The sequence below is a fragment of the Burkholderia sp. MSMB1589WGS genome (genome assembly GCF_001636105.1).
In the GTDB taxonomy this organism is placed as follows: Bacteria; Pseudomonadota; Gammaproteobacteria; order Burkholderiales; family Burkholderiaceae; genus Burkholderia; species Burkholderia humptydooensis.
Map to the genome: position 1 here is coordinate 1,036,211 of NZ_LNJT01000008.1, position 12,336 is coordinate 1,048,546.

The window sequence follows — 12,336 nt, forward strand, 5'->3', positions numbered from 1 at the left end:
ACCCTTAGGGAGGGCCGTCAGATGAGGAATCTTTCCGGCAAGGTGGCGGCAATCACGGGCGCGGGTTCCGGCATGGGGCGCAGCCTCGCCGTCGGGCTCGCGCGGCGCGGCTGCCATCTCGCGCTGGGCGACATCGACGAGAGCAGCCTCGCGCAGACCGTCGCGATCTGCGCGGCGCACGGCGTGAAGATCACGTCGCAGCGGCTCGACGTGGCGTCGCGCGACGCGGTGTTCGACTGGGCGCGCAAGACGCGCGATGCGCACGGCAAGGTCAACCTCGTCTTCAACAACGCGGGCGTGTCGCTCGCGGCGCCCGCCGAGACGGCGCGAATCGAAGACTTCGAATGGATCATGGGGATCAACTTCTGGGGCGTCGTGCACGGCACCCAGGCGTTCCTGCCGTATCTGCGCGAATCGGGCGACGGCCACGTGGTCAACACGTCGAGCCTGTTCGGCCTCGTCGCGATGCCGACGCAAAGCGCGTACAACGCGACGAAGTTCGCGGTGCGCGGCTTCACCGAGGCGCTGCGCATGGAGCTCGAGCTCGAAGGTGCGCCGGTGGGCGTGACCTGCGTGCATCCGGGCGGCGTCGCGACCAACATCGCCACCGCGTCGCGGATCGATTCGAGCATCGCGACGCTGACCGGTCAGGATGTCGAAACGCATCGCCGCGCGGCGAACCGGCTCATCAACGCGACGACGCCCGAGGCAGCCGCGCGCCAGATCATCGCGGGCGTCGAGCGCAACGCGCGGCGCGTGCTCGTCGGCGCCGACGCGCGCCGCGTCGACAAGCTCGCGCGCCTGTTCGGCGCCGCGTACCAGGTCTTCGTGCTGCGCTTCGTGCGCAAGTCGCGCGCGCGCAACCTCGCGCGGCAACAGGCTGCGGCACGGCCCGCCCCCGTTACTATCAGCAAGGACCCCGCATGAGCTCGACGACAGACTGGAACGCCGCGCGCGCGCCCGACGAGCGCGCGCCGCATGCGGCAACGGGCGGCGCCGCCCGCGCCACGACCGACTTCGACGTGCTGATCGTCGGCGCCGGCCTGTCCGGCGTCGGCGCCGCGTACTACCTGCGCGAGCGCTGCCCGGACGCGACGTATGCGATCCTCGAAAGCCGCGCGACGATGGGCGGCACGTGGGACCTGTTCCGCTACCCCGGCATTCGTTCGGATTCCGACATGTTCACGCTCGGCTTCAGCTTCCGGCCGTGGCACGGCGACAAGGCGATCTCGGACGGCCAGACGATCCTCGACTACATCAGGGACACCGCGCGCGCATACGGCATCGACAAGACGATCCGCTTCAGCCACAAGGTGACGGCCGCGAGCTGGGATTCGACGAGCGCGCGCTGGACGGTGCGCGTGCAGCGCGCCACAGGCGACGCGCAGCACGAGGAAGCGGTCTACACGTGCCGCTTCCTCTACATGTGCAGCGGCTACTACGATTACGACGAAGGCCACGCGCCGAGCTGGCCGGACATGGACGCGTACCAGGGCCGCATCGTGCATCCGCAGCACTGGCCGGGCAATCTCGACTACAGGGACAAGCGCGTCGTCGTGATCGGCAGCGGCGCGACCGCGGTGACGCTCGTGCCGTCGATGGCGGCCGACGCGCGCCACGTGACGATGCTGCAGCGCTCGCCGACCTACATCGTGTCGCTGCCCGCGCGCGACGCGATCGCGGACGCGCTGCGCCGCTGGCTGCCGTCGGGGCTCGCGCACCGGCTCGTGCGGCTGAAGAACGTGCTGCTGACGATGTACTTCTATAACCTCGCGCGCCGCCGCCCGGATGCGACGAAGAAATTCATCCTCCGCGCGGCGGGCAAGCAGCTCGGCCCGCAGTTCGACGTGAACAAGCATCTGACGCCGCGCTACAAGCCGTGGGACCAGCGCCTCTGCCTCGTGCCGAACGGCGATCTCTTCAAGGCGATCCGCGCGGGCCGCGCGTCGATCGCCACCGACGAGATCGAGCGCTTCACGCCGGGCGGCCTGCGCCTGAAGAGCGGCCAGCGCCTCGAGGCCGACGTGATCGTCACCGCGACGGGCCTGAAGGTGAAGATGCTGGGCGGCGCGGCCGTGACGGTAGACGGAGTGGCCGTCGACCTGTCGCAGACGGTGTCGTACAAGGGGATGATGTACAGCGGCGTGCCGAATCTCGCGTCGTCGTTCGGCTACACGAACGCATCGTGGACGCTGAAGGCCGAGCTGATCGCGCAATACGTGTGCCGGTTGCTCGAGCACATGCGCACGCACGGCTACGACGTCTGCGTGCCGCGGCTCGCGCCCGGCGGCATGGAGCTCGAACCCGCCGTCGACCTGACGTCGGGCTATATCCAGCGCGCCGCCGGCGTGCTGCCGAAGCAGGGCACGAAAAAGCCGTGGAAGTCCTACCAGAACTACGCGCGCGATTTCGCCACATTCAGGTTCGGCCCGCTCGCCGACGGCGCGATGCAGTTCGAGCGCCGCCGCCCGGCGCTCGCCGAACGTGACGCCCCCCATCAGCCCGCCTATGAAGGAAGGTGATCCCGATGATAATCAAGCTGTTCCATTTTCTCGTCTACGCGTTCGTCGCGCTCTTTGCGTTCACGCTGTTCACCGCGTATCGCATCAAGAAGATGTTTCCGCCCGAGGGCAAGTTCGTCGACGTCGGCGCGGACCGCCTGCATTACGTCGAATACGGCGAAGGTCCGCCGATCGTGTTCGTGCACGGCCTCTGCGGCCAGTTGCGCAACTTCGCGTATCTGGACCTGCAGCGGCTCGCGAAATCGCATCGCGTGATCCTCGTCGACCGCCCCGGCTCCGGCCGCTCGACGCGCGGCCCGCGCTCGAGCGCGAACGTCTATGCGCAGGCGCGCACGATCGCGATGTTCATCGCGACGCTCGGCCTCGACAAGCCGGTCGTCGTCGGCCACTCGCTCGGCGGCGCGATCTCGCTCGCGCTCGCGCTCGACCATCCGCAGGCCGTGAGCCGGATCGCGCTGATCGCGCCGCTCACGCACACCGAGACCGAGCCGCCCGGCCCGTTCCGCGGCCTCGCGCTGCGCTCGTCGCTCGTGCGCCGCTTCGCGTCGTTCACGCTCGGCATTCCGGTGTCGATTCTGCAAAGCCGCAAGGCGATCGAGCTGATCTTCGCGCCGGAAGCGGTGCCGCACGACTTCGGCGTGAAGGGCGGCGGCCTGCTGGGGCTGCGCCCGCATGCGTTCTATTCGGCGTCGTCGGATCTCGTCGCCGCGCCGGAGGATCTGCCCGACATGGAAAGCCGCTATGCGGCGCTGACCGTGCCCGTCGACGTGCTGTACGGCCGCGGCGACCAGATCCTCAACTGGCAGCGTCACGGCGAAGCGCTGAAGAAGCGGCTCGACGCGGTCAATCTGACGGTCGTCGACGGCGGCCACATGCTGCCCGTCACGCAGCCCGCGCAGACGACGGACTGGCTGCTCGAGGTCGCCGGCAAGCCGGTGGCCGCCGCGCCCGAGCGCCTGACCGAAAGCGCGGAAAGCTGAATCGGCGGTTGACGACGGCAGGCTTCGCGACGCGCGCCGCCTTTTGTGCGGCGCGTTTTTTTTGATCGGGCGGCCGCCGTCGCGCGCCCACGCCGCGGCGGAATCGCCTCGCAACCATGCGGCAATCCACCGCATGCGCATTCCGCCCCTCCACCGCGAATCGGACTTGCGGCGACGAACGGCCGCTGCGCAAATCCGCCTAGGGAATTGCCCTTGTGCGACGCTCGAATGCTCAAGAAAATGTGGCATTGCACGATAACCCGAATAACCGTCGCCTCCGCGTGAGCTGAAACATTCGCGCGGCGGCGGACGAAACGACGGTCCGATCGAACGGCGTGCGCACACCGCGACGCCGCCGGTCCGATCACCCGACAGGCTCCCCCGACGTCATGCGCAAGCGTTCGACCTCCTTCGCGACTCGTCACCTGCAGTCATGGATGCAGCGCCTGATGTCGCCGACGGGCGTAATCGTTTGCGGCGTGCTGCTGCTCACGCTGATCTGGCTGTTCTGCGCGCGCGTGCTGTACGAATCGCGCAATGACGCATACCTACATGCGGTCGAAAACGCGCACAATCTCGTGCTGCTGCTCGAACGTGACATCGCGCGCAACATCGAGCTCTACGATCTGTCGCTGCAGGCGGTCGTCGACGGCGTCAACGATCCGCGCATCATGGCGCTCGATCCCGCGATACGCAGCAAGGTGCTGTTCGACCGCGCGGCCACCGGCAAGTATCTCGGCACGATCTACGTGATGAACGAGCGCGGCGACGTCGTGCTCGACTCGCATTTCCCGCTTCCGCCACCCGTCGCCAATTTCGCGTATCGCGACTATTTCGTCTATCAGCGCGACCATCCGCAAGGCGGCCTCTACATCAGCAAGCCGTATGCGGCGCGCCTGCGGCACGGCGCGCTGACGGTCGCGCTGAGCCGGCGCATCACGCGCGCCGACGGCTCGTTCGGCGGCATCGTCGTCGGCACGCTCAGCATCGATTACTTCCGCGCGCTGCTCGACGGCCTGTCGGTCGGGCCGGACGGCACGGCGTCGGTCTTCGAGACCAACGGGACGTTGATCACGCGCCTGCCGTTCGATCCGAAGATGGTCGGGCGCAGCGTCGCCAACTCGGCCCTCTACGCGCATGCGAGCGCCGACGACGAAGGCGTGTTCACCGGCGTCGCGTCGATCGACAGCGTGCGGCGGCTCTACGTGTACAAGCGGCTGCCGGGGCTGCCGATCGTCGTCAACGTGTCGCCCGCCGAGCGGCACGTCTTTCTGCAGTGGCGCATCCGGGCGCAGCGGCTCGTCGCGCTGATGCTCGCGTTCGGCATCGTGATCGTCAGCGGCACCGCGCTGCTGTCGCGCGAGCTGCGCTGGCGGCGGCACGCGGAGCTGCGCCTGCAGCGCCTCGCGCGCACCGATGCGCTAACGGGCCTCGGCAACCGCCGGGCGTTCGACGAGAACCTGCGCAGAGAATGGGCGCGCGCGCTGCGCACCGGCCGGCCGCTGTCGCTGCTGTTCGTCGACATCGACCAGTTCAAGGACTACAACGACGGCTACGGCCACCAGGCGGGCGACGGCGTGCTGCGCGAAGTCGGCCGCTGCCTCGCGCTGAACGTGCGCCGCGCGGTCGACGACGTCTCGCGCTACGGCGGCGAGGAGTTCGTGATCACGCTGCCGGACACCGACGCGAAAAGCGCGACCGCGATCGCCGAGCACATTCGCCGCGCGGTCTACGATCTCGACATCCAGCACGCGAAAAGCCCGTATGCGCGCGTGACCGTCAGCATCGGCCTCGTCACGTCGCACGAGCACGTCGCGCACTCCGACACGACGCTCGTCAAGATGGCCGACGCCGCGCTGTACCAGGCGAAGTCGACGGGCCGCAACCGCGTCTGCGGCGCGCGGCACGCTTGAGTTGGCACGCTTGAACCTGCGCGGCGGCCGCGCCGCTTCACGGCTCGCGATCACGCCCGGAAGGAACCGCGGCCGCGCGATCCGGTCATTCGTATACGCTATCGCTTTGTCCACCCTCGAGACCTCCGCCCTGAACCATGCGAGTCGGCCGCCCCGTTCCCGCCCTCCCCCAACCCGTCTGCGACTACTGCGGCGCGAAAGCGCTGCTCGCGCGCTTCGGCGACGACGCGTATCCCTATCGCGAAGATCACGGCGAGCTGTGGATCTGTCCGCCGTGCGACGCGTGGATCGGCGTGTTTCCGCGCAGCCGGCGCCACGTGCCGCTCGGCCGGCTCGCGAACGCCGAGCTCAGGCACGCGAAATCCGAATTGCATGCGGCGCTCGAGCCGCTCGTCGCCGCGAAGATGCGGCGCGACGGCTGCAACGCGTTCGAGGCGCGCGCGAAGGGAATCCGCTGGCTCGCGACGCAACTGGGGCTCGACGCCGCGGCAAGCACGATTCACGCGTTCGATCTCGACGCATGCCGGAATGCGCTGCGGCTCGTCGAGCAATTCATGTCCCGCAAATCCCCACCCGCGAATTCGTAATACGGATTCGCCGCGCCCATTTCGCCTCGAACGCCTTCCGTCGATTGACTGACAACCGTCTTAATCGAATTCGAGCCGAACGAATTACGCCACTAAATTTTTTAGATCCAATCAAAAAAAGTTTGACGCTCTGATTTTTTCCTTGCTATCTTTTCGCAGACAAATGCCGCGAGGGCGCGCGGCACAAGCACTATCCGACATCATCCTGACTGAATTCTTCCAATTCAATTACGTTATTGGCGAGGGGCGGCATTCAAATCACGAAGAAACCGCAGTGAATTTCCGGGCCATCGATTAATTCCCGATTAACCGGCAATCCAATGCCATTCATCGCGAATCGGAAATACCGAAAATCGCTCGATTAACTGCGGATACGCGGTCTTTCGCGCGCCATATGAATTGGATTCCTAAGCATTTGAAGAACGGCCAGCGTGAAACGCGCGGACTCGCCCGACGCGAACCGCGCCGCCGCTGAAGCCCAACGAAGGGAGGAAATCATGTCGCCGTGAACGTCTGCCTCGCCGCATCGCCGTGCATCGGCTGCGCGCCGCGCGTCCCTACCCGTCGGAGCGCGTCGCCGCATCCGTTCTTCATCGTTTTCTTGGGGCTCCAAAATGCAGAGAACTCAGCATGTCAACCGGCTATTCTCGAAACGCTTCGCGCTGTCGCTGCTACCGCTGGCGATTGCCGCCACGTTGTCCCCGCTCGTCGCGCACGCGGCCCCCGACTGGGCGCCGACCCGCACCGACGCCTTCCTGATCGCGCGCGCGAGCGCCGCGGCCGCATCGCAAACGCTCGCGAAGACCGCGCCGAGCTACGCGCTCAACGTGATCGGCACGCCCGAGCTCACCGATACGAACGTCACGCCGCTCGAGCTGAGCCAGCCGCTGCACGTGACCATCGTGCTGAAGAGCCGCAACGAAGCGCAACTCGACGCGCTCGTGCGCGAAGTGAACCAGCCCGGCAGCGCGAACTATCGCAAGTACCTGACGCCCGAGCAGTTCAACGCGCGCTTCGCGCCGACCGACGATCAGGTGCGGGCCGTCGTCGCGCACCTGAAGGCGAACGGCTTCGGCAACATCACGGTATCGGCGAACAACAAGCTGATCTTCGCGCAAGGCAACGCGTCGAACGCGGAGCGCGGCTTCCATACGACGCTCAAGCGCTTCAACTACCGCGGCAAGGCGGTCTATGCGAACGACTCGGCCGCGCTGGTTCCCGCATCGCTGAGCCCGTTCGTCGAATCGGTGCTCGGGCTGCAGAGCGCGGCCGTTCCGCATCGGCTGATCCATCGCGGCACGCCGGCCGACGCGCGCATCCAGACCGACACGATCACGAAGAACGCGACGGCGAGCGGCTCGCAGGTCGGCCATCAGCCGACCGATTTCGCGCAGATCTACGACGCGAGCGGCCTGCCCGCCGCGACCAGCACGACGGTCGGGATCATCACGTGGGGCGACATGACGCAGACGATCGCCGACCTGAACACGTTCACGCAGAACGCGGGCCTGCCGACCGTCAACACCGCCGTCGTCGCGGGCAGCGCGGGCACGCTCGCGAACGACGGCGATCCGAGCGAATGGGATCTCGACAGCCAGACGATCATCGGCACCTCGGGTGGCGTGAAGCAACTGATCTTCTATGCGGCCGTCAACGGCGACAGCAACGACAGCGGCCTCACGAATGCGACGCTGACCGCCGCATACAACAAGGCCGTCACCGACAACGTCGCGAAAGTCATCAACGTATCGCTCGGCGAGGACGAAGCAGCCGCGAATTCGGACGGCTCGCTCGCCGCGAACGACGCGGTGTTCAAGCAGGCGGTCGCTCAAGGGCAGATCTTCTCGGTGTCGTCCGGCGACGCGGGCGTCTATCAATGGTCGACTTCGCCGTACGGCTCGCCCGGCTACGTCGGCACCTACAGCGGCGGCAAGGTGACGACGAAGATCAATCTGGCGAAGTACAGCGTGTCGTCGCCGGCGAGCTCGCCGTACGTCGTCGCGGTCGGCGGCACGACCCTGTCGACGAGCGGCACGACGACCTGGGCGGGCGAGACCGTCTGGAACGAAGGGCTCGCCTACGCGGACGTCAGCAGCAGCGGCCAGCCGCTCGACAATGCGGTGCGGCTGTGGGCGACGGGCGGCGGCGTCAGCGGCTACGAAGCGGCGCCGAGCTGGCAGACGGCCGCGCTCGGCAGCTCGGTGACGAAGCGCGTCGTGCCGGACGTCGCGTTCGACGCCGCGCAGGCGACGGGCGCGTATCTCGTGATCAACGGCCAGGCGAATCAACTGGTCGGCGGCACGAGCCTCGCGTCGCCGATCTTCGTCGGCGGCTGGGCGCGCGTCGAATCGGCGAACGCCAACAGCCTCGGCCTGCCGACGTCGGCGTTCTACCAGGGCCTGCCGGGCAACCCGTCGCTCGTCCACGACGTGACGTCGGGCAACAACGGCTACAACAGCTACGGCTACAGCGCGAAGTCCGGATGGGATGACGACACCGGCTTCGGCAGCCTCGACTTCGCGAAGGTCAGCGCGAGCTCGGTCAAGTAGCGGGCGGGAATCGCCGCGCGTCGCCCGCTCGGGACGCGCGGCGGGGCCGAGTCGTGGCCGTATCGGCATCGGGGATGGGTGCCGGTGCGGTGGGCGGCGGATGTCGGTTGCCGCTGGTTGCCGGCGCGCGCGCAGCGATCGATCAACGTGCCGGCCACGTGAACGCGAGAACGCCAAGGCTGCCGGCAAAGCGATGCCGAACGGTCGGTCGAAGCCGCGTCTACCTCACGCTCCTTTGCGAATCGAGCCGTTTTCGTGCGATATCGCAACGCACGCGACACATTCGAGTTCGCACTGCATATCGACATGTCGACGTCCGACGCAATGCCTTGGCGATACCCGAATGTTCCGCGGTCCCGGCGCAGCCCGTTACGTCGCCCGGAACGTCACGTAGCGAAACGGGAACACGCTCTTTGCGGTCTCGCAGAAAATCCGACTTTCCAGGCCAATCTCGAACGATTAATCGATGATTTGATATTTTTTATACATTAAAGAAGGCGAACTCTACAAAATAATCAATGGTACGAAAATTGCGTCGACGGCTGGCATCGTGATTTATCTGGGAGCCTGTCATGCAAAAACTGTTCAATCAATCGGCCATCGCAATCGGCGTTTCCGCACTCCTCGTCCTGTCGGGCTGCGGCTCGGTCGACGGCCCGTCGTCGCCGTCCAGCGGCGTCAAGCCCACTACCGTCGGCAATACGGGGACGTCGGGCACGTCCGGCACCTCGGGTTCGGGCGGCACGTCCGGATCGTCGGGTTCGGGCGGCACGTCCGGATCGTCGGGTTCGGGCACTTCCGGGACTTCCGGGACTTCCGGCACTTCGGGCACTTCGGGCACTTCGGGCACTTCGGGTACTTCGGGTACTTCGGGTACTTCGGGTACTTCGGGTACTTCGGGTACTTCGGGTACTTCGGGTACTTCGGGTACTTCGGGTACTTCGGGTACTTCGGGTACTTCGGGTACTTCGGGTACTTCGGGTACTTCGGGCACTTCGGGCACTTCGGGCACTTCGGGCACTTCGGGCACTTCCGGCACTTCGGGCACTTCGGGCACTTCGGGCACTTCGGGCACTTCGGGCACTTCGGGCACTTCGGGCACTTCGGGCACTTCGGGCACTTCCGGCACTTCGGGCACTTCCGGCACTTCCGGCACCTCCGGCACCGCCTCCTCCCCGCTCGGCAACATCCTCTCGCAGACCGGCAACCTGATCACCGCGACGGGCACCGTCGTCTCCGCCACCGGCAACCAGATCTCCGGCACGTCGGTGCCGGGCGTCAATGGCGCGACGACCACGAACCTCGGCAACACCGTCAGCTCGCTCGGCAACGGCGTCCAGACGCTCGGCAACGGCACCGTCGCCGGCCTCGGCACGCTCGGCACGTCGACGAACCCGCTCGGCCCGACGCTCACGTCGACGTCCGGCGTCGTATCGAACGTCGGCAACGCGGTCTCGTCGCTCGGCCGCGTCGTGACGAGCATCGGCACCGGCCCCCTCGCGCCGCTCGCGCCCGTCACGTCGCCGCTCGGCGGCGTGGTCGGCACGCTCGGCAGCACCGTCACGCAGGTCGGCTCCGGCCTGAACAACGTGCTCACGAGCGCGCCCGTCCAGCAGCTCGAAACCGGCGTCAGCTCGATCATCAACCCGATCACGAACGCCGTATCCGGCACGACGCAGACGATCGGCACCGCGACCGGACTCGGCGCGCCCGTCAACAATCTGCTGGCCACCGTCGGCAACGGGCTGAACGCGGCCGGCGCGAAGGTGTCGGGCTCGACGAACAACCAGGTGGTCCAGGCGGTCGGCGGCGTCGTCAGCCAGCTCGGCAACACGGTCACGAGCGTCGGCGGCCTGCTGACGGGCGGCACGACCAATCCGCTCGCGCCGATCACCGGCGTGCTGTCCGGCGGCTCGACCAACCCGCTCGCGCCGATCACGGGCGCCGTCGGCTCGCTTAGCGCCACGCTCGGCGTCAACGCGGGCCTCACGGCGGGCGCGACGCAGCCGGCGGGCACGGCGACGAATCCGCTCGCGCCCGTCACCGGCCTGCTCGGCGGCCTGTCGGGTTCGGCGGGCGGCAATGCGACGGCCGGCCTGAGCGCCGTGCTCGCGCCCGTCACGAACCTCGTCGGCTCGCTGAGCGCCGGCGTGCACGGCACCGTCGCGGCCACGCCGCCCGCGACGGCCACCGGTTCGACGACGACCGCGCCCGTCACGGGCGTCGTCGGCAGCCTGACCGGCAGCACGACCGCGAGCGGCTCGTCGACGACGAACCTGCTCGCGCCCGTGACCAACCTGCTCGGCGGGCTGCTCGGCGGCGTGTCGGGCAAGTAGGCGCAGGCAAGCCGAACGGCGCGGCGGCCGGGCCCAATCATTCCAAACCGCCCGGCCGCCCGCCGTCCATGTCATGACACGGGGGATGACATGCAATCCACTCTCGACAGCGTCGCGAACGCGCAAGAACGGCCACCGCGTTCGGCGACGCCATTTTCGATCGGCCTCGCCGGCATCGCGGCGGGGCTCGTCACGCTGTGGGCGTCGCGCGGCGCGGCCGCGCTGACGGGCGCCGAGCGCAGCCTGCTCGCGTGCGCGGCGATCATCGCGACGATCGGCGCGTATGAGCTCTTCATCGCGCGCGTCCATCTGCGGCCAAGCGCCGGCCTCGCGAATCGCGCGTTGCGGCCGCTCAGCGTCGCGCGCGTGTCGCTGCGGCTCGCCGCGCTCGCGTCGGTCTACGCGGGCATCGCGCTCGTCTACTGGCTGCTGCCCGAATATCACGGCGCGTTCTACCAGCCGTTCTGGTCGCTCGTCGGCATGCTCGCGCCGCGCGTCGCGCTCGCCGCGCCGTTCTATTTCGGCTGGATGGACCGGCGCATGCGCGACGCCGATGACGCCTATCTGTGCTGGGGCCGGTGGCTCTTGCGCGGACAGCGCCCCGCCGACTGGCGGCCGATCCGCGAGATGCTCGCCGGCTGGGCCGTGAAGGCGTTCTTCCTGCCGCTGATGGTCGTCTATCTGTCGACGGACGCCGAGCGCATCGGCGCGTCGTTCGCGAGCGCTGCCAGCGCGCCGTTCTCGCTCGCGACGTTCCGCTTCATGTACGACCTGTCGTACACGATGGACCTGATGTTCGGCGCGGTCGGCTATCTGTGCACGTTCCGCCTGCTCGATTCGCACGTGCGCAGCGCCGAGCCGACGACGCTCGGCTGGCTCGCCGCGCTGATCTGCTATCAGCCGTTCTGGTCGCTGATCGCGAACAACTACATTCACTACGAAGGCTCGATGTTCTGGGACAACTGGCTGCTGTCGGTGCCGGTGATCCGCTTCGCGTGGGGCGTGGTCATCGTCGTGCTGCTGCTCTGCTATGCGTTGTCGACGATCTCGTTCGGGCTGCGCTTCTCGAACCTGACGAACCGCGGCATCATCACGTCCGGCCCGTACCGGTTCACGAAGCATCCCGCGTATCTCGCGAAGAACCTGTCGTACTGGATGATCTCGGTGCCGTTCGTCGAGCCGCTCGGATGGCGCCTCGCAATCATGCATTCGGCGGCGCTCGTCGCGGTGAATCTGCTGTACTGGCTGCGCGCGAAAACCGAGGAACGGCATCTGATGCGCGATCCCGACTATCGCGCGTACGCCGAATGGATCGCGCGGCACGGCATGTTCGCGAAGCTCGGGCGGATAGCCGGATGGGGGCCACGCACGTAACGCCGCCTGCCGGCAGACGACCGGCGAGCGCCGGCCCGCCGCGGCCGCCTCTCCCGCGCGCGATCTTCCGCCACG

8 protein-coding genes are annotated in these 12,336 nt (G+C 67.6%); all 8 read left to right on the plus strand.

All coding sequences use genetic code 11. The annotated features are described in order from the left end of the window. The first annotated feature begins 21 nt into the window (after positions 1–21). Complete coding sequence (locus tag WT16_RS22395) at positions 22–927, plus strand: SDR family NAD(P)-dependent oxidoreductase (protein WP_006028085.1); 906 nt, start codon at positions 22–24, stop codon at positions 925–927. After that, on the plus strand, positions 924–2,522 hold the full coding sequence (locus tag WT16_RS22400; RefSeq protein ID WP_063534240.1) for an NAD(P)/FAD-dependent oxidoreductase: 1,599 nt from the start codon (positions 924–926) through the stop codon (positions 2,520–2,522). Before WT16_RS22395 ends, WT16_RS22400 begins: the two co-directional genes overlap by 4 nt. Before the next feature lie 5 nt (positions 2,523–2,527). Further along, complete coding sequence (locus tag WT16_RS22405) at positions 2,528–3,502, plus strand: alpha/beta fold hydrolase (protein WP_009915865.1); 975 nt, start codon at positions 2,528–2,530, stop codon at positions 3,500–3,502. A gap of 449 nt (positions 3,503–3,951) precedes the next feature. Then, on the plus strand, positions 3,952–5,415 hold the full coding sequence (locus WT16_RS22410) for a sensor domain-containing diguanylate cyclase (RefSeq protein WP_015603320.1): 1,464 nt from the start codon (positions 3,952–3,954) through the stop codon (positions 5,413–5,415). Between the two features lie 137 nt (positions 5,416–5,552). Then, complete coding sequence (locus tag WT16_RS22415; RefSeq protein WP_059932446.1) at positions 5,553–6,002, plus strand: zinc-finger-containing protein; 450 nt, start codon at positions 5,553–5,555, stop codon at positions 6,000–6,002. A 614-nt stretch (positions 6,003–6,616) separates the two neighbouring features. After that, positions 6,617–8,551 (plus strand): S53 family peptidase, encoded by a 1,935-nt coding sequence (locus WT16_RS22420; protein ID WP_015603068.1) that lies wholly within the window; start codon positions 6,617–6,619, stop codon positions 8,549–8,551. Positions 8,552–9,123: 572 nt separating this feature from the next. Continuing rightward, positions 9,124–10,887: a collagen-like triple helix repeat-containing protein gene (locus WT16_RS32400; protein ID WP_082874963.1), complete on the plus strand. Its 1,764-nt coding sequence runs from the start codon at positions 9,124–9,126 to the stop codon at positions 10,885–10,887. A 90-nt stretch (positions 10,888–10,977) separates the two neighbouring features. Further along, positions 10,978–12,261, plus strand: coding sequence for an isoprenylcysteine carboxylmethyltransferase family protein (locus WT16_RS22435; RefSeq protein ID WP_063534242.1), 1,284 nt, complete (start codon positions 10,978–10,980; stop codon positions 12,259–12,261). Positions 12,262–12,336 lie beyond the last annotated feature (75 nt).

Coding starts and splice junctions, on each gene's coding strand:
- WT16_RS22400 (WP_063534240.1), top strand. CDS start 924: ATGAGCTCGACGACAGACTGGAACGCCGCGCGCGCGCCCGACGAGCGC.
- WT16_RS32400 (WP_082874963.1), top strand. CDS start 9,124: ATGCAAAAACTGTTCAATCAATCGGCCATCGCAATCGGCGTTTCCGCA.
- WT16_RS22405 (WP_009915865.1), top strand. CDS start 2,528: ATGATAATCAAGCTGTTCCATTTTCTCGTCTACGCGTTCGTCGCGCTC.
- WT16_RS22395 (WP_006028085.1), top strand. CDS start 22: ATGAGGAATCTTTCCGGCAAGGTGGCGGCAATCACGGGCGCGGGTTCC.
- WT16_RS22415 (WP_059932446.1), top strand. CDS start 5,553: ATGCGAGTCGGCCGCCCCGTTCCCGCCCTCCCCCAACCCGTCTGCGAC.
- WT16_RS22410 (WP_015603320.1), top strand. CDS start 3,952: ATGTCGCCGACGGGCGTAATCGTTTGCGGCGTGCTGCTGCTCACGCTG.
- WT16_RS22435 (WP_063534242.1), top strand. CDS start 10,978: ATGCAATCCACTCTCGACAGCGTCGCGAACGCGCAAGAACGGCCACCG.
- WT16_RS22420 (WP_015603068.1), top strand. CDS start 6,617: ATGCAGAGAACTCAGCATGTCAACCGGCTATTCTCGAAACGCTTCGCG.